This is a genomic window from Acaryochloris marina S15, from assembly GCF_018336915.1.
GTDB lineage: Bacteria > Cyanobacteriota > Cyanobacteriia > Thermosynechococcales > Thermosynechococcaceae > Acaryochloris > Acaryochloris marina_A.
In genome coordinates this window covers 96,478-117,960 of the sequence record NZ_CP064924.1, presented here as the reverse complement: position 1 = coordinate 117,960, position 21,483 = coordinate 96,478, and the positions used below count along the sequence as shown (strand labels likewise).

Sequence of the window (21,483 nt, the reverse complement as noted above, 5' to 3'; positions counted from 1 at the left end):
CCTATGCGTCTGACTGAGCTGAAAACCTGTTAATCGGTGTAGTGTTCCTTCAGCCAGTTCACCAGATCAGAAGATTCAGTAAAGTCGAGCAATGCCTCACCAAGAGTTTCGAGTTGATCGAGGGAGGGATTGAATCTGGGATTGTAATTCAGGGGAAACGTCACCAATGCGGCGGGTGAGTTGGCGGAGGATGAGGGATTGGGCTTCTCTAAGAGCGCCAGACTGTTCACCTTCCTGTCGTCCTTCCTGGCGACCTTCGTCCAAGGCTTCCTGGTAAACTTTCGTTTGCTTGAGTTCGCTTAAGCCCAACATACTCTCTATCTCTTCCCGGCTCAGTTGTGGAAATTTATAGACCACAATCGTTTCAATCAACTCCATTATCGCCGCTATCTTAGGATTTGTCTGTCTTTGCGTCTGAGCCCTTGATAGCATTGCTTTTGCTTGGGTCACAATATGAGGTTGAGCCGAGGTAAGCTATGGGTGAGTGATATTAGATAAGGATGCATTTCAGGCCAGCTAAAAAAATCTGAGAAATATTATCTATGTGGCCTGACTCACTTCGACATTGGAGTAAGCGAGCACGGCGGTCAATTGATCCTCGTCAAAGCCTCAAAGCTCGCTTACTGTTGATCACGTTTGGGATGGTTCTACTGCTCTCGACCGTTTTGAGTCTAGTGGTGGGCAACATCAGCACGGAACAACTAGAAGCGGTCACTAATCAATCTTTAGAAGATCTGGCCTTTCAAGTGGCCGACAAGCTTGATCGCGGTATGTTTGAGCGCTATCGGGATTTGCAAATCATTGCCAGCCTTGACGTGCTGCGTCAACCGAGTGTCTCAATAACCACTGAGCGGAATCTGTTGGAACAGCTTCAGAAGTCCTACCCTAACTATTCTTGGCTGGGGGTAGCAGACCCTGCAGGTATAGTGAAAGCCAGCACTGGAGGACTGCTGGAGGGAGAAAGTGTTGCCCAGCGTCCGTGGTTTCAGGCAGGACGGAAGCAGCCCTTTGTTGGTAGCATGCATGAGGCATTGATGCTAGAAAAACGGCCCTCTAATCCCACTGATGAATCATCCCGATTTGTGGACTTGTCAACCCTCTATTTGATGATCAGGGACAACTTCAGGGTGTTCTCGCTGTCCATTTAAGCTGGTCGTGGGCAAAGGAGACTACCCATCGGCTCATCAATCCAGAAGCCAAACACAATCATGCTGAAATCTTGGTTCTCTGCCAAGACGGGCATGTATTGCTGGGACCAGCAGTGTTCAGGGTGAAACATTACCGATCACCATCCTTAAAGCCTCCAATACGAATCGGACAGGATATTTTATTGAGTCTTGGCCCAGTCAGGGGAGTTTGTGACTGGCTGGGCCAAGACTAAGGGCTATCTCAGCTATCCTGGACTGGGCTGGATTGTGCTGGCCCGTCGATCGGTGACCCAAGCCTTCGCCCCAGCTCGGGTGCTACAGGCAAAGGTTTTGGTTGGGACTGGGTATCGGAACGCTGTTTGCATTGCTCAGTTGGTTGATTGCACGCCGCATCTCGTTCGTAACGATTAAACTCACCACTGCTGCTGATCGCATTCGGCAAGGCAGCCCTGATGAAACCTTACCGACCGTTGAGGGACGAGATGAGTTGGCCCAGCTCTCGCGTTCCCTCCATCACATGGTCAATATGCTGCAAATCCAACGGCAAAACCTACTGCTCACCAATCAACAGCTCCAAGATGAGCTACAACTCCGTGAGCAGGCCGAACATACAATTGGGGAGCAGGCTGCATTGCTGGACATTGCCACCGATGCAATTTTTGTACGGGATTTAGATAATCGCATTTTGTATTGGAATCAGGGGGCACAGCGCACCTATGGATGGTCAGCAGCAGAAGCCTGCGGCCAAAATGCAATCACCTTCCTCAATTAACAAGTTCCCCCGAGCTAGACACCGCCGTACAAACTGTTCTTGAACAGGGCGAATGGCAAGGGGAGCTAGAAAAGTGACCCAATCGAAACAAACAATCGTCGTTGATAGTCGCTGGTCGTTAGCCTGTAATGCAGAGGGTCAACCTGAATTCATCCTCACCGTTGATACGGACATTACTGAGCAAAAGCAGCTCGAGGTCCAGTTTCTGCGCGCCCAGCGACTAGAGAGCTTAGGCACCCTCGCCAGTGGCATCGCTCACGATCTCAACAATATTTCACCCCTATCATTGGTTCAGCGGGTCTCCTACCCATCACCCTAGACCCAGCAGACAGCAAGAGCCGCCGCTTGGTGCGGATGCTCAACGATAGCGCTCAACGCGGCAGCGAATTAGTCAAGCAAATTCTAGCTTTCGCACGGGGGCTGAGGGGGAATTCATTACGCTCCAGGTCGGTCACCTATTGGCCGAGATTCAACAGATCATCAGAAGCACGTTCCCAAAACACATTGAGCTGCAGGCCAATATTCCCACCCAGTCTCTGCCCACGGTGACCGCCGATGCAACCCAAGTCCATCAGATATTGATGAACCTTTGCGTGAATGCCCGTGATGCCATGCCTAACGGTGGCATTCTAAGTCTATCGGCCAAAGCAATAACAGTGGATGAACACTTTGCGGAGATACATATTGATGCAAAGACTGGGAAGTATGTCGCGATCACTGTTGCTGATACGGGTATGGGCATACCACTCGAGGTACAAGAGCGCATTTATGATCCCTTTTTCACGACCAAAGAGGTTGGCCAGGGTACAGGATTAGGGCTATCGACGGTGAGGGGCATTATCAAAGGTCATGGCGGATTTTTAGACCTTTATTCCGAGGTGGGTCGAGGAACAACCTTTACAGTGTTTATCCCCGCTGAACTCGATCATGAGATGGAGATACCTCAATATCCTGACTTACAAGAGGGGCAGGGGCAGTTAATTTTAGTGGTGGATGACGAAGCGCTGATCCTGCAAATGACCAAGAGCACGTTAGAACTATTCAACTATCAAGTGGTCACGGCTACGAATGGGAGAGATGCGATCGCTCAGTACAAGCAATATCACCCTGACCTTGTACTCATGGATATGATGATGCCGGAGCTAGGAGGGCAAGAAGCGATCTCAGCACTGAGAGACATCAATCCGCACCTCAAGATTGTTGCTACTAGCGGACTGATTACAGAGCAATTTTCTACTATCAGTGTTGATGCCTTTTTGCCTAAGCCTTATACTCTGCAAGAGTTACTTCAGACACTTGGGCAATTTCAGGAAAAGAACTCACATACTTTAGGCCATGAGATGCAATAGTAATGCATTGCATCGTAAGCGACCATGGTCGCTTACGATATTTGAGTGACCCCAGAATCTGTTAGAACGAGCTCTGATTGATGGAACCATAACCCATCACCATGGTCGCTTACGAAATATTGTGCTTCGATTGTTCTATGGCTGTCGCAAGTCAACGGACAAGCAGCAAAAATAACGGGAGTCTGTGTTTTTATTTTTTTGATTAAGCCATAGAAAACCAGGTGCCTGATGTGGATGTATCCCCCAAGCTGTAAGTGAAACAGCTACGCCCAGTAGGATGATCACGTTGGCTGCCAGAATACAGCCTGCGACCACTGCAATCGTACTCATTGGTAACAGAACCTGCAAACCTAGAGCCAGTAATGCACCACTAATAGAAATGAGTGCCACAATTGGGAACCCCACCACTAACCAACAGACCGTAAGAATAAAAACCCAGGTTAAAAAGCATTTAATTTTCTCCCCCAAAGACCAGTTAGGGAAGGGTAATGATTGCGATATGGTCATAGTCTGTCCCTCAATTTTGGCAAGGTATTTATTATTTTAAGCAAATATTGGCAAACCAGCCTTCAGAGAATTCGATTTTTGGATTTTCCCATTCTGTCATCTCTGAAGACAGGCTGATTCTTTAGAATAATTGAGTAGTTTGTCATATCCATGACATAGGTTTTTACATGTATATGACTTTAAGACAATCAGCAGTTTAGATAGAGAGTGATGCTACTTAAAAGGTTTGACTGAAATCATTCAGGTAGTGAACGAGAATATTAGTAGCTAAAGCTTCCATCTTCTCCACCTGTATGTGCCAAGTTTTTTGTTTTTGGCTCAGGTTGCTCCGCTATGATGCACTCAGTTGTCAGTACCATCCCGGCAATTGAAGCTGCATTTCGCAACGCAGCACGAGTCACCTTAGCAGGATCTACAATTCCCGCTGCAAACATATCTACAAACTGGCCTGTTATAGCGTCATAACCAGTATTGAAGGCCAGATCCTTGATACGTTCTGCAATCACCGAGCCATTTCGACCCGCATTCTCCACAATCTGCCTTAGAGGAGCTGAGAGAGAGCGAGTTAAAATCATTGCCCCAATGAGTTCATCTCCAACTAAATGCTCAGCAGACCATTCCTCTAGTTGAGGTGCGAGATGGGCTAGAGTTGTCCCGCCACCAGGAACAATCCCTTCCTCAATCGCCGCTTTTGTGGCGTTAATTGCGTCTTCCAGTTTTAACTTGCGATCCTTCATCTCTGTTTCTGTAGCAGCTCCGACCTTGAGTACAGCTACTCCCCCAGTGAGTTTTGCTAGGCGTTCTTGCAGTTTCTCTTTTTCAAAGGAAGATTCTGTTTCCTCGATCTGACGATAAATCTGTTCACACCGGGCTTTAACACTGATCTCATTCCCTTCGGCAACGAGGGTAGTATTATCTTTTGTGATTGTTACCCGTCGTGCCTGCCCCAACATCTCCAGCGTAGTGTTTTCTAGCGTCAGACCTACATCTTCGCTGATTACCTGGCCTCCGGTTAACACTGCCATATCAGCCAATAGATCATTGCGGCGATCACCGAATCCGGGAGACTTGACTGCAGATACATTGATAATTCCCCGTAGCCGATTAAGAACCAGTGTTGCCAGGGCTGCCTTTTCGATGTCTTCAGCAATGATTAAGAAGGGTTTGCCCGTCTGAGCAACTTTCCCCAAAATCGGAAGTAGCTCTTGGGCCAACGTGATCTTTTATCTGCTAATAGAATGTAGGTATCCTCTAAGATGACCTCCATCCGTTCGGCATCTGTGACGAAGTAGGGTGAGATATAGCCCTTGTCAAACTGCATTCCCTCAGTAATTTCGATTTCAGTATGCATCGACTTACCTTCTTCTAAGGTAATTACCCCTTTCTGACCCACTTTGGCCATCGCTTCTGCAATCATTTGACCAACGATTTCATCGTTTCCTGCTGCAATGGTTGCTACTTGCGTGATAGCGGTGGAGTCTTTCACTGGCAGAGCATGCTCTACAATTTGATCCAAGATAAATGGGTGGCTTTGTCGATACCTCGCCGGATTGAGATCGGATTGGCACCAGCGGCAACATTCCGCAACCCTTCTTTGACCATGGCATGGCTTAAAACAATTGCTGTAGTGGTGCCATCCCCTGCAATATCATTAGTTTTGGCTGCAACTTGGCGTAATAATGAAACCCCGGTATTGGCTAGATGGTTCTCCAGTTCAATTCCCTTGGCAATGGTGATGCCATCATTGACAATTTGAGGGGCACCAAATTCACTCCCTAGAACGACATTGCGCCCTCTTGGCCCTAATGTCACCGCAACAGCCTTAGCAAGTAGGTTAATTCCTTGCTCTAGGGCCTGACGAGCATCAATATCATACAGAATTGACTTAGCCATTAAGGCTTACCTCTAATAATTGGGGATACTGTTCAAATCAGAAAAGTGTTAGTACTGAAGTATCCAGAATTTTGATTGAGAATTTTAGAAAAATTCAGTTCTTGAAAAAGTTAATTCCTCGTGTCAATGTCAGAAAAACTGCATTCAATAGTCAATAATATTGAGAATGATAATCTAAGACACTCAGCACTGATATTTTCATTTAAGTTGTTGAATTGATCGCAATAACAGAGGATTCTTACAACACGATTTCTTGATGAGAACTGTGCATCAAAGTATTGGAAGTACCCAAGTCAATGCCCAAATCATAGGATAGGTATCTCAGGGTCTAACAGATTTCCACCATGAGAGTTTTGTGATTTTTGGGGTAGATGAGGAACACCCTACTGCCTGAGAGAGTGTATGAGTCATGATCTAAAGGTGATTACAGATGGGAGGGAGATGAATGTTATTTCGCCTGGTGGCCAATACTGAAGGGAGTTTCAAAATTCTATAAGGGCTGAGTCTTGTTTTGCTCAATCAACCCACGCATCATGTTTGCAGAGGTATGATCTTCTTGTGCGTCAAATAACTGAGCAGCTGTCTGGAAATCAGATAAGGCATCTTGACGATCATTCATCAGCAGACGAATCGTACCGCGATTGCCATAAGCTTCAGCCATAGTGGGAGTTAGTTCGATGGCACGGTTAAAATCCTTGATCGCATTGTCAGTCTGACCAATTGAGAAATACGCAACACCACGATTGTAATAAACTTCCGAATTCGAGGTTGTTAATTGAATCGCTAGATCATAGGCTTCAATCGCACCCACATAGTCTTCGGTAAAGGCTTTTGAATCCCTGTCATCAGGTAATCTTGGGATTGATTTTTCCCAGGCTGGAGGATTGCCGCAGGATTTGTTTGAGAAGAATCACTATTAGGTCTAGCCTGAATAGATTGGCAACCAACTAGGGCCAGGCTGCTTACGAGGAAAGTAGTGCTAAGAATCCATTGAGTGGGACGGCTAGAAAACATGGTTCAATCTCTTATAATAAATGGCTTGAGTAAAGCTGTAATCTGGCAACCCACAAGATTGTTGAAACCGTATCTTCATTGAAGCAAAATTACTTAAACTCACCATCAGCAGAGAGGATGAAATTTATTGCATCTCCATCCTCCTTTTGGACTAGTCCGATCGGTTGATTCTGGGGTATGTCATTACCTACATCTAGCTTGTGGTCAGCAGTCACTTTTCCTTAAGAGATTAATTTTGCTTTATTTGTTGAATCCTCAATACCGTATGCTGATAATTTCCCAAATCTCCTTGCTTCTGGAAAAGATCAGCCGCGTGCTGTAAATCAACTAATCCACCATTTTTATCCCCAGTTTGGGCTTTAATCAGACCTCTATTTCCGTATGCCTCAGCTAATTCTGCATTTAGCTTTATAGCTTTTGTATAATTCGAAATCGCTTGGGAAGCGTTTTGCATTGCTGCATAAGTTCTCCCACGGTTATAATATGCATCAGCATAATCTGGCTGAAAGCGGATGGCTTGATTTAGATCCATCAATGCCATCTTCCATTCTCCTTGCACTGAACCAAATATTATTGCTCGAACGTTGTATGCTTCAGCATAGTTTGGCTTTAACTGAATCGCTTTAGTTAAATCAATAATGGCCCCGTCGAAATCGCCTATATCAGAGCGTGATTCTCCTCGGTTGTATAGTGCAATCGGGTGATCTGGATTAATTCTTAAAGCATGATTGAAGTCTTTAATCGCAACTTGATATTCACCTAAATCATGATAGGCAATTCCTCTATAAATAAATGCTGTTAGATATTGAGGATTTTCTTGAAGGGCTTGATTATAATGGTAAATAGCTTTTTGATAGTTTCCCTGCTTCGCTTGCTCTTTTCCTTCTTCTAATAATTTTGAACAGGGTCTGAAGAAAGTGAGATTTTAACTGATTTAGATTGCGATTGAGTAAATAGACCAGTTCCTGCTATTCCGAGAATAATGCTGACAATTAAAGCAGTTTTCGAATAAGCTCCCATAAGATTTCCCACCAATAGTAATTTCAAATTTCTTCTAAGGGGAATGTCCGTTAATGCTAGTCAATAATAGTATGAAGTTTCAGCTTATTATTGATGTTGAAATGCCACTCATACTGCTGCGTCCACCTTCTCCTCTTCTTAAATTGTCTCTCGTCAGTCCCCAGCAATCCGAGTGCCTGGACTTTTTAGCAAAATCCTTCCAATATTTCCACGAACTAGTACTTGAACCTAATGCACTAGCTGCGTAACAGAATCTATAGTCTTTAGGCCTTATTGAATCCGCATTCAAGGCTTCTGCCTCCATTTTATCTGAAACTCTTGCAGAAAAACGACTTTTGCCTTGTAGTTTTAGAAGACCAGTGCCCTGACAACTTTTACAAATGAATAATTAATAGGGGATTTTTTTACTAAAAATGGGAAAGCATTTTTTTCTGAATAAAGGGTGATGTCATGGCTGATAGAATCCCAGGGCTGTTTCATTTATCTGAAAGACTTTCTATGCATGACTTCTTGGACTTTTGAATATAGGGTTATGTCATCTTAAACAAGGACTTTAAGTTGTCTAAGCTAAAGCCAGCTAATCGTTGTGCTTGAGTCACATCTCGAACATGATGTACCTTATTTTCGACTCCCCAATATCCACGAATTCGGTCAGCAAGAACTTGCACAGGCTCCACAAATGAAGCAACGTAGTAACGAGTCTCTGTAGAGCTTTCAACGATATTAGCTCGATAGATTTGGCGCTCGGAGACGATACGAATTATGCTTTGTAACCCCGGAAACGCAGGAATACCAGCTAAGTCATGACTGATACTGATTGTCCTTTTTTCAATACGTCCATGTCCCTTGTTTATTTGCTTTATTGTCTGTTGAGCTTTAAATTCAGCTTCGACGCCTTTAAGTAATCCAGATTGATTTCCCTTGAGTGCTCCTAGATAATTATTGCCACTATCTATAATCGTCTGGGCTGTTTTTTTTGGGTACTGATTGCATCAAATGCAAATACGACACCCTTGAGTGCCAACTGTTCAATAAATGCAGGAAGCGCGGTGATCTCGTTCGTTTTCGAGTCAACCTCATAAGGTTCCAGAATCAGCCCTCGTTCAACAATATAAGCACTGACGAGCATTATCGCTGGATGCGAGTCTAACCTTGGGTCATCACTGATGGCTTCATATGACCCACGCAGTACTTTCCGTCAGTCGCAATTGTTTCTCCAGGCAAGGGCTTAATCTCGAAAAACCGAGATAAACACTCTCCATACGAGAGATACTCTATCCGCAACAAGGTACGCCGAATTGTACTGTAGGAAGGTAAACGGCCTTTATGAGGGGCAAACAAAGTAACCAATTGAGCATGGTATGCCTTTAACCAATCTCCGATGGCGAGGAATCCACGATTGCCTGCGGCTACTGCAAGGGTGAATAGGGCTAAACATAACGATTGAGTGTGTCTTCGCCCTCTAGCGCGACGATTGTCAGGCAGATCGCAAAAGGCTTCGACAATAGCAATTTCAGGCATTCGGGAGGCTCAGGATATTGGGGCTGACTCCCTACCATATCAACGGCTCTATGAGAATGAAACAGCCCTGGGTTAGTATTTGAATAGGCGACCGCGTTTTTGCCCGCATCTTTGGCTTCATACATGAGTTGATCGGCAGATTGAATCAGCTCATCAACAGAACTGGGGGGATATTCAAAGATTAATACTCCCATGCTGAAGGTGACAGGCCACTGATGCTTTTCCAGTTCTTCAAGTAAAATTTTCTGCAATCTGGCAACTACATGCTTGACTTCTGTCTCTTCAGGTATGTGCAGCTCCCTTGTTCATCCATGATCCATAACCGTGTTTTGCTTCTAAAAAAGCTCAAAAGAAACACTACAACAAAATTTGGTTCACTCGCATCCGCTCTTTACAGTGCAAGGTTTTATGAGCTATGGGATACCAAGATCTGTCAGGCATTCAGCTACAGGACTGAAGATGAATAGGCTGTAATTGAGAACAACGTGTAAGATATTCCATGAACAGTATACGTCGACTATTGCATACTATTGTCAAAGCGTTGAGCGATAATTCCTTTGTGAAAGGATTGAAACGGCTTGAAGGTGCTGTCGCCAAGATTTTGACTTTAGGATTGATTCTAGTCATTTCATTCGCTTTACTGGATCTGGGGAATAGCTTGTTTCGTGAGTTAATTACAAAACCCTATGGATTTTTTAATTCAATGATACTAGGTATATTTGGCCTTTTCCTCAATATTTTAATTGCTTTAGAATTATTAGAGAATACCAAGGCATATCTAGATCATCAGGGTGTGCAAGTACAGTTAGTGATTGCAACTGCCTTAATTGCGATGGCTCGTAAGTTGATTATTTTTGATTTTGCTAAATCTTCGGGATTAGATCTAGCAGGACTCGCCACAGCCATCTTCTCATTATCTATTAGTTATTGGCTTGTTCGTCAACTCAAAAAGCAAGTCGAGTAAAGAGAACTTCTCCAAAGTTTAAATCAGGTATATTTCCTTTGTTAGTCGTTCTTTGCGGTTGGAGAGTATCATAAGATTTGACTATGCAATGTTGAGGGCATACCCCAGGCTGGACTTCACACCTACGTAAGGGCAACACTTTTGAAATATTGAAATTACTTCAAAGCATTGTTCAGAAAAAGGTTTTTGAGATTTATTTGTTCAAAAAGTGTTGCCTCATATATTTGGTAGTTGAACTTTGCCTTTCTATCTCCCTCGAAAAAAGTCAAATCTCCGATAGTTTGCTAGGTGTACTTAGGGATTGTATGTGTGATTTTTGCTTGAGGCCGCGTTTATAGAAGGCAAAGTTATAGGATAGGTCAAGAGCCCTCTTGTGAGCTGTCAAGTCATACCACTGTCCAGTGAGGCGATGCTGAGCGAAAGTTGCTATTGATAAGTCACATTTTGTTACGCTAAGGGGTTTATATTTGAGGGGAGTACCGTTTATGGGTAGATCAGGGTGAGGTATCATAACTCTCTTTTTTGTACTCTTCATAGGAAAGTATCAATTATGATGAGTTATCAAGTAGCTGACACTTTCATTTATACGAATGACTTTAACGAAACTATGTGTCAAAGCTATTTCATTTAAATGTCATTCAAATGCCAGTTGAGGGTTGCTGCCTTTGTTGAGTTGGCAAAAACCGATGGGAACAGAAGTTCCTGGCCCAATCAGTGTTTCAGGGAGTGCTAGATATACAACGCCTTATTCATCACTTGGTTAGACCACATTGGGGCCTCAGTAAGCAGACCACACCGGGAATGGAGATGGGATATTGTTCAAGCCTACTGAGCGTTTTAGAACTCCTAACTAATAAAGGCTTTAGATGTGTGTCTTGTTAATAGATCAGGTGCCCTGATTATCCCGAGACGATTTTACAGAAGCAGAAAAGGTGCTAGCAGCGACACAAAGCACAATGATAAATATTACTATTATTGGATCAAGATTCTACTTCACTTGCACCCATCTCCAGCATTTCAGTTAGGGATATCATCTGCCCCACTAGTTTATGAACTATCCACTGCCACTAACCATTGATGTTGCTGTTGTTCACCAGGAGCTTTGATATGGAATATCTAGATTTGTTAGGTCGGAAGGATGTATTGATGCCAGTGGCGACTGCAGGATATACTTACCCGGAGGTTAGTCAGTTCTTAGATATCCTGAAGCCACTGATTCGAGAACCTTCAGTGGTTGGTAACGAAGACTCTTTTTTCCGGGTCTTGCGACGTGAATTAGAAGAAATCGGGATTGAGGTACAGCACTATCATGGCGTATTGGTTGCCCAGGGAAATCGACCCCATAGCTTATTCTTTTCTGCCCATATCGATCGTCATGGACTCCTTTGTACTGGACCGAATGAGTTTCAATATGCAGCCTTCATTGCTGGGAACCAGGGTGAGAACATGGGAGACTCTGCATCCGAGCATTTACTTCACACCATTGAAGATCGCTTTCAAGGACAGCGGGTGCAGGCTCATTTTCCCTATACTGGCACCTATTTAGGCCAAGGCGAAATTACGCACTCCTACATTTGCCCAGAACGGAATAACCTGATTTTTGAAGTGGATGGACTGGATTTTCTCCAGCCAGGAACGCCTGTTTCTTTTTTGGATCGGCTACAGATTGAAGATGGACTAATTTCGGCCCAACTGGATAACGTTGTCAGTGCTGCAATGTTGATCTATCTGTTCCGACAGGGGTTTCAAGGGACTGGGCTATTCACCGCCCAAGAGGAGACTGGACGCAGTTGGCGGTATACGTTGTCCTGGTTTCAACGACAGTGTCTGACCACCCAGCGACTGATAGTCCTCGATACCAGTCCCTATGCCACCCGTGAAGATGCAGATGCTCAGCAGATTACGTTGCGCCATAAAGATGCTAATGGCCCATTTTCCCCAACCATGACTCAAGAATTAGTGAAGCGCTGTGAAGAGTTCGGGCTGTCCTATGGGTTTAAAGATGAATATATTGCGATCCAGAATGAGACTCGTGAAAAGCCCTATCCCCTGGGTCGGACTGAATTGGGACGAGTAGTTTCGGCAACTGATGGGGCGATTAATGGGACAACGCTGCAGATTCCGACGACGGAGTACCATACGGCGACTGAAACGGCATCCTTATCGGCGATCTCAGGTATGATTCAGCTACTCCTGAGCTATGTTGAGCCGGTTTGATGTGATTACGAATCCATAGACTGAGATAGAAACTTAATAGCAAAACAGACTGAAAGCGTAAATAATCTGTAGCAATTTTATGAAACCTAGAAATTTGGTTCATTTGATTCTATAAATCATGAACGTGTTCAAAAAGCAAAACGTTTAGGCCGACACCCCTTCCGCCTAGCTCCAGTAAATGTCTAAGCTCCAAGAGGATTTATTTAACCAAACCAGCTCGAAGGGCTCTAACAGCTGCCTCTGTCCGATCGCTTGCACAGAGTTTACTTAAGATATTGCGAACGTGAGTTTTCACCGTACCCATACTCATAAATAGGGATTCTGAGATCGCAGTATTGCTATGTCCTCCCACAATTAGTTCAAGAACTTCTAGCTCTCTCTCCGTCAAGGGCGAAGTTTGAAGAAGTTGAGCTTTGTCAGGATCTAAACCATGAATGGTGACAGCATCTAATTCACCTTTATAATTTGTGGTCGTAGTGCCTTCTAAATGCCCTTTGCGAGCCTGCTCAAGCACAATGCTGGCAATTGCAGGATCGATCCATGAATGCCCTTCAGCAGTAGTACTCACGGCCTCAACCAATAGCTCAATATCAGTATCTTTTACACAGTAGGAATCTGCGCCAGCCGCAAATGCAGCCAGTACTTCAACTTCCTGATGGTGCATTGTCAAAATAAGGACCTTGGTGGCTGCACCTTCACCCTCTGATTGCACTTTTCTAAATCGCTGAACTAGTTCAATGCCATCAAAATCAGGCAGTCCAATATCGACAATAGCGACATCTGGCTGTATGTCTTCTAGCAGCTTTAATCCCTCACTACCCGTAGCTGCTTCCCCTACAACTTCAAAATTATCTTGCTCCTCCAATGCTCCCAGCAATCCCATTCTGGTAAGGGTATGGTCTTCAATAATTACGATGCGGATGATATTCATGAACCATTATGTCTATAGAGATTAGTCCAATAGGACGACGCGGATACTGAAGGTTGTCGGATACACTAGTGGAACTTTCATTCAGTATGCCACATCCCTTAGAGAATCAAGACTATAGCTTGCTGAGGCACCCCTATGAACGTCACTTCTCCCTATCCAGTTGATCAACAAGTCCATATCTTAGTGGTTGATGATGCTTATGAAAATCTTTGCTTTATTCAAGCCGTTCTAGAAACGGAGGGTTATCAGGTGAGCTTAGCCGAGAATGGCCAAGTCGCCCTCGAACAGTTTCAAATGTCATTGCCTCATTTAGTCTTATCGGACGTCATGATGCCGGGAATGAATGGTACAGAGCTAACTCGACAGATTCGCAAGCAAAAAGACTTGCCCTTTATCCCGATATTGCTGATCACCGCCCAAGAGCAATCGGATGTAGTGGAAGGACTTGATGCAGGGGCCGATGATTTCATTAAAAAACCCGTTGAGATTACGGAGTTGTTGGCTCGGGTTCGCTCCCTGTTGCGTCTGAAACATAGTATTGATGAGCGAGAACAAATGACAGTAATGAGGGAAGAGTTTGTCTATCGCCTTACTCATGATTTACGTATTCCTCTCGTGGCTGCAGATCGGATGTTTACCTTAGTGGAGCGTGGGAAATATGGAACCATCCCGGATCCTTGCCAGAAAGTGATTGCCACCATGAAAGACAGCAATTCTGATCTGTTGCAAATGACCAATACATTACTTGAAATTTATAAATATGAAGCGGGCCAAAAAGCTTTAGCTTATACGACCTTCGATGTAAAACAACTAACGGAGTCAGTGATTGAAGAACTGAGACCACTGGCTGAAGAGAAGGGACTTGAGTTAAAGATAGTGACCAAGTCCAACACCAATTTGAATCATGATTTTCATCTATCAGGTGCACGGTTAGAGCTAAGAAGAGTCATTACGAATCTCGTGGGTAATTCAATTAAATTTACCGATACAGGTTCCATCCAGATTCAATTGGAAAAACAAGACAATTCTCTAATAATGAGAGTGGAAGATACTGGCTGTGGCATCTCTCCTGACGAGCAGCCCATCGTTTTTGAACGGGAGTTCCAAGGTAATCATCGCTGTTCGGGAAATGGGTTGGGACTGAACCTAGTCCGTCAAATCGTCGCGGCCCATCAAGGTACGGTGGAGTTGCAATCTCAAGTGGGGAAAGGCAGCAGTTTTAAGGTCCGTATTCCTGCCTAATCAAACATCATCGTCATCTTCAGACTTGATGATATCGCCATCAAAAATTCCTTGAAGTCCCGTCAGGGGTGGACCCACTTCCACACCGTACTGTGTTATCTTCAGTTCCCTTAAGGTTTTTTCAAAATCACTTAACCGCTTTTTGATGACACCAATGCTCTTTCGTAGTTCGACCTTGCCATCTTCATGACGATCGACATATCTCAGCAAGATTAGATTATCGGCTAGATAAGTGAAACTATCAGCAGTTCCTTTATCATCTTCATCTAATAATGCCGTTTCATTGATGAGGATTACTGCAACCCCCATATTGGCTAGATATTTACACAATGCATGTAGGTGAGATAGAAAATCTTCTCCTTGCATGGAGAGGTTATAGCCCGAGATGCTATCAATCATGACAATACGTATATGATTCTCCTCAACCTCATGGCGAACAATACTGGAAAACTCATCGGGAGTGTATTGCAAGGGCTCAATTTTGACAATAGCTAAAGACCCTTCCTCCGTCATCACCCGTGCTGGGATTTTTAGCTTTTCTGAACGTCGAAGAATAATTTCTACATCTTCTTCAAAAGTAAAGACGACAGACCGTTCCATACGGCTTGCTGCTTCCTTCATGAACTGAAGACCAATAGTGGTTTTGCCTACCCCACTCGGCCCTCTAAATAGCGTCACCATGCCTCGTTCAATGCCACCTCGGAGCATTTTGTCGAGGGCGGGAATGCCTGATGGGAGGGGTTCAGGTTGAAAATTACGTTTGTAAGCTTCAGGTAATAACTTGGGAAAGACAGACATGCCTTTGGGGCCAAGCCGCAGAGAGTGATTTCCTGCTTGAAATCCTGAGCTGCGGAATTTGGAGATGCCAACAGTACGCCGTGTAGGTGTAATTCCCAAGTTAATCACCCCATCACTCATGAACTGCAGATCATAATCAGGTTCTTCTGGACTGCATTCTGATGTAAAAACGACCGTTGCACCTTGGCCAAGAATAAAGCGGATAAACGCTAATACTTGCTTGCGAAACTGAAAGGTATCTGCAGTGATGTAGCGAAATTGCGTCATCGAATCGACAAAGATTCGGTCTGGCTTCAACTTCGTCACTTGATCCACAATTTTCTGGGTGATCGGATCTTTTTCCACTTCAGCAGGGCTAAAAAAATCGTAGGTTTGTGACTCCGTAAAAAAAGCTGAGTCAGGACTGAGATCCAGACAACTGACGGACTCTAGATCTAAGTCCATGTCAGATCCAGTTTCTAGGATTTGGTGACCCGGTTCACCAAAACAGATGAGCAGGGATGATTTCCCCTTGGGCAGCTGGTGGGTTAAGTAGTGCAGTCCTAAAGTCGTTTTACCTGTCCCTGGCCCCCCGCGCACTAAATAAGCCCGATTAGCTATGAGTCCACCATTGAGAATTTCATCTAGGCCAGATATCCCTGTTGATAACCGCGTTTTACTAGTCTGTTTCTTCTTAGAACTTTTGGTCACAGGACTACTCAAAATGTGTATTTGCGAGATGATGGCACTAGAGAAGTATAACGATTGAGAGGTCTATCACTCTATTCCTTAGTAACCAATAAATCATCTAGGACATCTTCCCAGTAAATCAATGGCTCGAATCTTATTGTTATTTGCTAGATCTGCCAATAGTAAATTCGTCTCAGAGAAGTTATCTGAACGGCATGAAGTTATCTCGGTATCATCTGAAGAGAAGCACTCGTCCCATGAATTACTGCAAGAGTTCTTTGATCTATGTATTGTTGATGGTCAAATGCTCGAACAACTTTGGCAACCCATTGCGGATTTCAGATCAGCCCAACAACCCGTACTTTTACCTGTGCTGCTGATAGTAGGCCAAGGAAAAGTTAGCACGATTAAACCTCAGTATTGGCAGGTAATTGAAGAAATTGTCACTGCTCCTATTGAGATCGCCGCACTCCAAGTACGAGTGGAGACTCTTTTACGGACTCGACAGTTCTCTATAGAGCTACAACAGGCCAATGCTCAATTGCGGCAAGCCAATGAAGAGCTACAAGAGCTAAATCGGCTTAAATCACAGTTTGTTTCTATGGTGTCCCATGAATTTCGTAATCCCTTGGGCGCTATTTCTGGATATATCCAGTTACTGGAAGGTCGGGGCAACACTCTCTCAACAGAGAAAACGCAGGATTTTTTCCAACATATACGAGACTCTTTGAAGCGACTAACTTCATTAGTGGATGATGTGTTAGTGATGGGTCGAGTGGGGGTAGGTAAGCTCACCTATGAACCCGAAGCTCTAGACTTAGAGCTATTTTGCCGTCGCTTGATTGAGGAAGTTAAATACAGTTCGACTCAGTCTTGTCGCCTTGAATTTGAGGTAAAAAATGCCTGTGATACATCGCAGTCTCTAGTCATAGATCAAAAATTATTACGATACATTTTGGGAAACTTACTGACGAATGCGATCAAGTACTCACCTGATGGGGATGAGGTCCAGTTACGACTTGCCTACCTTGAAAGCCAGATTGAATTTCAAGTCCAAGATTCAGGGATTGGGATTCCCTGGGAGGATCAACAACATCTATTTGAACCATTTTATCGAGCAGCCAATGTTGGACGATTACCGGGAAGCGGTCTAGGACTTGCAATTGTCAAACAATGTGTAGAACTCCACAACGGACATATTGAAGTTAGTAGTGCAGTGGATCAAGGAACGAATATGACTGTACGACTACCCTTGCGGACTAGTCCAAATGGATGAGTTGCAATCTTGATTTAAAGACATAGGATGGATGTGTTTAAACAAGCTTTGAAATTAAATAGGAATACTGCATTATTACAACCGATCTTGAAGTTCTCTCAAATCACATCTTCCAACGTCTTTATTAGACATAGGCCGATTATATTCAACCTCCGGTGGGTTTTAACCTTCTAAGGATCATGAGTCTTTGGTTTTTAGCAATTGGTTTGCTGTGTTTGGTCATTGCTGAATGGGTTTCGATTACTCTATTGATCCGTATTTCTTGTCAAGCCATCCTAGTCTATAGCCATCGATCTACCTCTTAATAATTAGATCAATCGAGTCGAAAAATTCTTCTATTAGATTATTCTGCTTTATTTGCTCCTAATGGAGGAGAACTATGGTTTTGTCTTCTATCCAAGTTGTATTTTTCAAATCCCTTCTAAACTACTCGGTCTTAGATGCTGAAACCGGCAAAGTTCTAGGCCGGGTAGAACAAATTTGGCTTGATAAAGATCAACACCAAGTATTTGGACTTACTTATCGCTCATGGCACTGGGATAAAACCTTGCAATCTCTTCCTTGGGAAGATGTGGAAGCTGTTGACGAAATAGGGATTTGGGTGACCGTTTCTGATGATTCTTTATTTGTAGTTCAACCTACACTTTCAGTGGACTATCAACTTGGCGATCCAATCCGAGACTGTTCTGGGAAGAATGTGGGACATCTGGTTGATTATCGTTTCAATGCCAAAACTGGGAAGGTTTTGGATTACCTCTGGTTGCACAACGAAGATGATAATTCCTGCAAAGTTTTACAAAAGATGCTGCCAACAGCATATCAAGAAGGACGGCTTTGGCTCATTCATCAAGATGACATTGAAAGAACGATTCCCCCTCCATCAACGTCCAATCATCATGGCAGTCTGAGTCTCAATAGAAGCATCACTCATCTTTTGCCCGACATCGCTATAGGGAACGAGATGAACAGATCGCTAGATTCTTACATCCCATGTCTTCAAACGACAGGATAAGGATCTGATGAATAGAGGCATAGCTTTAAATTGGGCTAGTCATTTTTTGATGTGTTATGTAATTTTTCAGCTTTGTGATAAGGCACAGCCGATTATCTTTCTCTGTTGTCCAAATTCCCAAAACTTCATTCCATGTTAGAGAGAAGACTTCATGACAGAACTCATCAAACGCTCCAAACATAACCAATCTGGAGTTGGAAAACAGAAAATAGTTACCGACAATGTGCGTCTTTACTTGCGGGAAATTGGACGGGTGCCCTTACTCACTCATGCCCAAGAATTACAATTGAGCAGACAAGTTCAGATTATGGTGTCACTACAAGCTCTCAAAGAACAGCTGACTCAAAGCCTTGGAGTGGCCCCTTCTTTGCAAATATGGGCTGAGGAAGCTCAGTGCGAAATAAGCTTACTTGAGGAACAACTGGCACAGGGGCAACAGGCCAAACAGAGAATGATCACTGCCAATCTACGCTTGGTCGTTGTCATAGCCAAGAAATACCAAGACCGTAATCTGGAGTTTCTCGATCTCATACAAGAGGGAACGTTGGGACTGGCAAGAGCTGTTGAAAAGTTTGACCCTCAACGGGGGTATCGATTTTCGACCTATGCCTATTGGTGGATTCGGCAAGGAATTACTCGCGCAATTGCGGAACAAGGTCGTACTGTTCGCCTCCCCGTCCATTGTTTTGAAAAGCTTAATAAGATCAAGCGCGCTCAGCGACAACTTTCTCAATCCTTAGGCCGAAGTCCAACACCGGCAGAGATTGGGAAAGAGTTATCAATTGGCGTCGAGGAAGTTCTAGAGTCTTTGCGTATCGCTCAACATACGCTTTCCCTCGATCACAGAGTGGGTGATGATCAGGACCAGACAGTGGGTGATTTTATAGAATCTGAGGGGCCGCAACCTGAACAATTAGTTACACAGCAATTGTTTTATCAATCTATCAATCAATTATTGGATTCACTTCCCAACCAACAGCGAGACGTTCTAATTCTTCGATATGGCTTGATTGACGGACAGGTACATACGCTCGCGGCCATTGGTCGACGGATGGGTGTGAGTAGAGAGCGAGTGCGCCAGATACAGCAGCAAGCGATTAAAAATCTGCAAAAGCATAAGGAAGGCATGCAGGACTTTCTCGCTAGCTGATCACTAAATCGAGCTTATGTTCATCCTAGCTTTCCTGTAAGAAAGGGCGAATCAGTTTAATGGCAGTACATCTTCGCAATTGGCTGGCTGATCATCTAGAGATCAGTCCTCGCCGCAAAGCAGAAATTTATCACAGCCTTCTCGATTCAGTGAGTTTGGGAGATCTCAGTTATTGGTTACAGGTACTGTTTTCAGCAGGCATTGCTACTTTCGGCTTGGTCCTCAATAGTCCAGCAGTGATTATTGGTGCCATGCTGATTTCGCCACTGATGGGTGCCATTCTAGCCAATGGTTTGGCTTTCGCGGTTGGCGATTTAATTTTAGGGACAAGGGCCATTGTCAATTTGGCGGTGAGCTGTACGGTTGCTATTGCTTTTGCTGTAATCATAATTACCATCATCCCCTTTAAAGAACTCACATCTGAGATTGCGGCTCGTACCCAGCCCAATGCCTTAGATTTATTTATTGCGTTATTTTCTGGAGCATTGGGATCGATTGCCACAGCTAAAGAACCGAAAGGAGTTGTTACGTCAATTCCAGGTGTTGCGATCGCAGTGGCACTCATGCCACCCCTCTGTGTTGTCGGTTATGGCATTGGCATTGGATTAAGTCCTGACATTACTGTTACAAGCGGTTTTCAAGTTGCCCGAGGAGGTGGATTGTTGTTTCTCACCAACTTAGCGGCAATTACTTTTATGTCCATGTTGGTGTTTCTGGCTCTTAATATAGGCATACCAGAGGTAAAAACTCAGGTTCGTTCATGGCATGCTCAAGATCCCGAAAGCCAATGGGTCCAGACCTTTTTAGCTCGCTTGCCGTTAACTAGTCGGTTGCAAAAAATTGGCAGTTTGCCTAGTCGGTTAGTAGTCATGTTACTCCCGATCGTCCTCTTATTAATTCCCCTCAATCAAGCCTTTCTACGATTACAGGCAGAGTTAGCTCAAAAACAGGAAGATAATCGACTGAAAAGCCTGACCACAACAATTTGGCAAAAAGAGTTTGCCAAATCCTCATCAGGAGAACCCCGATCCTATATAAGCCAGTTAATAACTGCCGCGACCGATGACAAACTGACGTTGCAACTGACCGTATTCACTAGTGACCCCTATACTTTCGGTGAACGCCAAACTTTCAGAGAAACCTTAGCTCGCCAGTTAGGGCGTTCAGTGGAGTCCTTGGATATCCAGCTGATCGAAATTCTGACTGCATCGAATAAGCTGTTAGCGCAATTATCTGGCGATCAGGTGTTGCCGGAACCTATAGCTCCAAGCACTCCTCCACCATTGACGGTTCCTCAGACTCAAGTAAAGTTTCTACAAACCGTGAATACTGCATTAGGGGAATTGGTTCTACCAACGCCTGCCCAGCTCTTACGACATGAAGCTAGCACCAGTGCCATAATTCCCCTCACCCTTAAAATTTTCTATCTCAGTGATCGGGATATTGATCGAGATGCCCAAACTTTACTAAGAGAAGATTTACGAAATCGTCTAAGTACACCCACAGCTCAGATAGTTTTAGAGCGAGTGCCTACGTCTCCTGACCAGCTGACCTTTGACTTTGATCTTTCCACCCTCTCCTCTGAGAATCAACAGAAACTGAATCAGGTCGGCCAAATTCTACAACAGCAACCTGAGTTGAGTGTAGATATCGTAGCTAGAGCGGAAAGCTTGGAAAGTTCAGTGATGAATGTTAATCGATTCCAGGCCATTAAAACAGTTCTAGCTAAAAAATGGCAAGTTGATAAGAATCGTATCAACAATCGATCAGGACCAGAACTTAGGCGTGGAGAACGCCCTAAAGTGTTTCTCAAAATCATCTTTAAACGCTGATGTTCTTTGAGTTAACGGTCATTTTTTTTGATACCCGTCAAACCTGTCCCCAGTGATTATAGTCAACTGCCAAGCGGACTAGTCCATTTGGCTGAGTCAAATCTATATTTTTGGTCTTGAGGTCGATTCTGTCTCGGACAAGTTCTTATTCAATAGATGTATTGTATA

General features: G+C 44.1%; 20 protein-coding genes and 5 pseudogenes. 13 read left to right on the top strand and 12 right to left on the bottom strand.

Annotated features, from left to right (window positions below):
• Nucleotides 1-29: 29 nt before the first annotated feature.
• Nucleotides 30-450: pseudogene (locus I1H34_RS27535) on the bottom strand (Rpn family recombination-promoting nuclease/putative transposase); the annotation flags it as partial.
• A gap of 92 nt (nt 451-542) precedes the next feature.
• Here I1H34_RS27535 and I1H34_RS27530 point away from each other — a divergent pair.
• Nucleotides 543-1,148: a PDC sensor domain-containing protein gene (locus I1H34_RS27530; protein WP_212666558.1), complete on the top strand. Its 606-nt coding sequence runs from the start codon at nt 543-545 to the stop codon at nt 1,146-1,148.
• Here I1H34_RS27530 and I1H34_RS32835 read toward each other — a convergent pair.
• Nucleotides 1,145-1,279 (bottom strand): hypothetical protein, encoded by a 135-nt coding sequence (locus tag I1H34_RS32835; protein WP_283250068.1) that lies wholly within the window; start codon nt 1,277-1,279, stop codon nt 1,145-1,147. The two genes, I1H34_RS27530 and I1H34_RS32835, sit on opposite strands and share 4 nt — an antisense overlap.
• Nucleotides 1,280-1,358: 79 nt before the next feature.
• On the opposite strand from I1H34_RS32835, the gene I1H34_RS27525 reads away from it, so the two are divergent.
• The 4 genes from I1H34_RS27525 to I1H34_RS27510 all read left to right on the top strand — a co-directional run bounded on the left by I1H34_RS27525 (nt 1,359) and on the right by I1H34_RS27510 (nt 3,269).
• Nucleotides 1,359-1,559, top strand: a complete 201-nt coding sequence (locus I1H34_RS27525; RefSeq protein ID WP_212666557.1) for a hypothetical protein — start codon at nt 1,359-1,361, stop codon at nt 1,557-1,559.
• A complete protein-coding gene (locus tag I1H34_RS27520; protein WP_212666556.1) occupies nt 1,525-1,920 on the top strand; it encodes a PAS domain-containing protein in 396 nt (131 codons plus the stop codon). The genes I1H34_RS27525 and I1H34_RS27520 overlap by 35 nt, the downstream gene beginning before the upstream one ends.
• A 73-nt stretch (nt 1,921-1,993) precedes the next feature.
• Nucleotides 1,994-2,239 carry a hypothetical protein gene (locus I1H34_RS27515; protein ID WP_212666555.1) on the top strand — a complete coding sequence of 82 codons (246 nt, stop codon included), beginning with the start codon at nt 1,994-1,996 and terminating at the stop codon, nt 2,237-2,239.
• A gap of 139 nt (nt 2,240-2,378) precedes the next feature.
• The gene (locus I1H34_RS27510) at nt 2,379-3,269 is read left to right on the top strand and encodes an ATP-binding protein (protein ID WP_212666554.1); all 891 of its coding nucleotides are present in this window, start codon (nt 2,379-2,381) and stop codon (nt 3,267-3,269) included.
• 135 nt (nt 3,270-3,404) lie between these two features.
• Here the strand turns inward: I1H34_RS27510 and I1H34_RS27505 are convergent, their stop codons facing one another.
• The 8 genes and pseudogenes from I1H34_RS27505 to I1H34_RS27475 all read right to left on the bottom strand — a co-directional run bounded on the left by I1H34_RS27505 (nt 3,405) and on the right by I1H34_RS27475 (nt 9,514).
• The gene (locus I1H34_RS27505) at nt 3,405-3,776 is read right to left on the bottom strand and encodes a hypothetical protein (protein WP_212666553.1); all 372 of its coding nucleotides are present in this window, start codon (nt 3,774-3,776) and stop codon (nt 3,405-3,407) included.
• A gap of 260 nt (nt 3,777-4,036) precedes the next feature.
• Nucleotides 4,037-5,669, bottom strand: a pseudogene (gene groL, locus I1H34_RS27500) (chaperonin GroEL).
• 490 nt (nt 5,670-6,159) lie between these two features.
• Entirely contained in the window at nt 6,160-6,480 is a 321-nt protein-coding gene (locus I1H34_RS32390) for a tetratricopeptide repeat protein (RefSeq protein ID WP_249370247.1), read from the bottom strand.
• Nucleotides 6,481-6,912: 432 nt separating this feature from the next.
• Nucleotides 6,913-7,224 carry a tetratricopeptide repeat protein gene (locus I1H34_RS32385; protein ID WP_249370246.1) on the bottom strand — a complete coding sequence of 104 codons (312 nt, stop codon included), beginning with the start codon at nt 7,222-7,224 and terminating at the stop codon, nt 6,913-6,915.
• 102 nt (nt 7,225-7,326) lie between these two features.
• Nucleotides 7,327-7,533 (bottom strand): annotated as a pseudogene (locus I1H34_RS32380) (tetratricopeptide repeat protein); the annotation flags it as partial.
• 700 nt (nt 7,534-8,233) lie between these two features.
• Nucleotides 8,234-8,668 (bottom strand): annotated as a pseudogene (locus I1H34_RS27485) (ISAs1 family transposase); the annotation flags it as partial.
• 181 nt (nt 8,669-8,849) lie between these two features.
• The gene (locus I1H34_RS27480) at nt 8,850-9,224 is read right to left on the bottom strand and encodes a transposase family protein (protein ID WP_212666552.1); all 375 of its coding nucleotides are present in this window, start codon (nt 9,222-9,224) and stop codon (nt 8,850-8,852) included.
• Nucleotides 9,134-9,514, bottom strand: a complete 381-nt coding sequence (locus I1H34_RS27475; protein WP_283250070.1) for a diguanylate cyclase domain-containing protein — start codon at nt 9,512-9,514, stop codon at nt 9,134-9,136. Before I1H34_RS27475 ends, I1H34_RS27480 begins: the two co-directional genes overlap by 91 nt.
• A 209-nt stretch (nt 9,515-9,723) precedes the next feature.
• On the opposite strand from I1H34_RS27475, the gene I1H34_RS27470 reads away from it, so the two are divergent.
• From I1H34_RS27470 to I1H34_RS27460, 3 genes and pseudogenes are all read left to right on the top strand, one after another.
• Nucleotides 9,724-10,188, top strand: a complete 465-nt coding sequence (locus tag I1H34_RS27470; protein ID WP_212666550.1) for a phosphate-starvation-inducible PsiE family protein — start codon at nt 9,724-9,726, stop codon at nt 10,186-10,188.
• Between the two features lie 720 nt (nt 10,189-10,908).
• Nucleotides 10,909-11,070: pseudogene (locus tag I1H34_RS27465) on the top strand (IS1 family transposase); the annotation flags it as partial.
• A 264-nt stretch (nt 11,071-11,334) separates the two neighbouring features.
• Entirely contained in the window at nt 11,335-12,405 is a 1,071-nt protein-coding gene (locus tag I1H34_RS27460; RefSeq protein WP_212666701.1) for a peptidase M42, read from the top strand.
• A gap of 199 nt (nt 12,406-12,604) precedes the next feature.
• Here the strand turns inward: I1H34_RS27460 and I1H34_RS27455 are convergent, their stop codons facing one another.
• A complete protein-coding gene (locus I1H34_RS27455) occupies nt 12,605-13,336 on the bottom strand; it encodes a response regulator (RefSeq protein ID WP_212666549.1) in 732 nt (243 codons plus the stop codon).
• 135 nt (nt 13,337-13,471) lie between these two features.
• Between I1H34_RS27455 and I1H34_RS27450 the strand changes: the two genes are divergently transcribed.
• Nucleotides 13,472-14,578, top strand: coding sequence for a sensor histidine kinase (locus tag I1H34_RS27450; RefSeq protein ID WP_212666548.1), 1,107 nt, complete (start codon nt 13,472-13,474; stop codon nt 14,576-14,578).
• Here the strand turns inward: I1H34_RS27450 and I1H34_RS27445 are convergent, their stop codons facing one another.
• A complete protein-coding gene (locus I1H34_RS27445; RefSeq protein ID WP_212666547.1) occupies nt 14,579-16,066 on the bottom strand; it encodes an ATPase domain-containing protein in 1,488 nt (495 codons plus the stop codon). It lies immediately after the preceding gene.
• A 121-nt stretch (nt 16,067-16,187) separates the two neighbouring features.
• On the opposite strand from I1H34_RS27445, the gene I1H34_RS27440 reads away from it, so the two are divergent.
• The 4 genes from I1H34_RS27440 to I1H34_RS27425 all read left to right on the top strand — a co-directional run bounded on the left by I1H34_RS27440 (nt 16,188) and on the right by I1H34_RS27425 (nt 21,315).
• The gene (locus I1H34_RS27440; RefSeq protein WP_212666546.1) at nt 16,188-17,321 is read left to right on the top strand and encodes an ATP-binding response regulator; all 1,134 of its coding nucleotides are present in this window, start codon (nt 16,188-16,190) and stop codon (nt 17,319-17,321) included.
• 379 nt (nt 17,322-17,700) lie between these two features.
• Complete coding sequence (locus I1H34_RS27435; RefSeq protein WP_212666545.1) at nt 17,701-18,333, top strand: PRC-barrel domain-containing protein; 633 nt, start codon at nt 17,701-17,703, stop codon at nt 18,331-18,333.
• A gap of 151 nt (nt 18,334-18,484) precedes the next feature.
• Nucleotides 18,485-19,483 carry an RNA polymerase sigma factor, RpoD/SigA family gene (locus I1H34_RS27430; protein WP_212666544.1) on the top strand — a complete coding sequence of 333 codons (999 nt, stop codon included), beginning with the start codon at nt 18,485-18,487 and terminating at the stop codon, nt 19,481-19,483.
• Between the two features lie 59 nt (nt 19,484-19,542).
• Nucleotides 19,543-21,315 (top strand): DUF389 domain-containing protein, encoded by a 1,773-nt coding sequence (locus I1H34_RS27425; RefSeq protein WP_212666543.1) that lies wholly within the window; start codon nt 19,543-19,545, stop codon nt 21,313-21,315.
• Nucleotides 21,316-21,483: the final 168 nt, after the last annotated feature.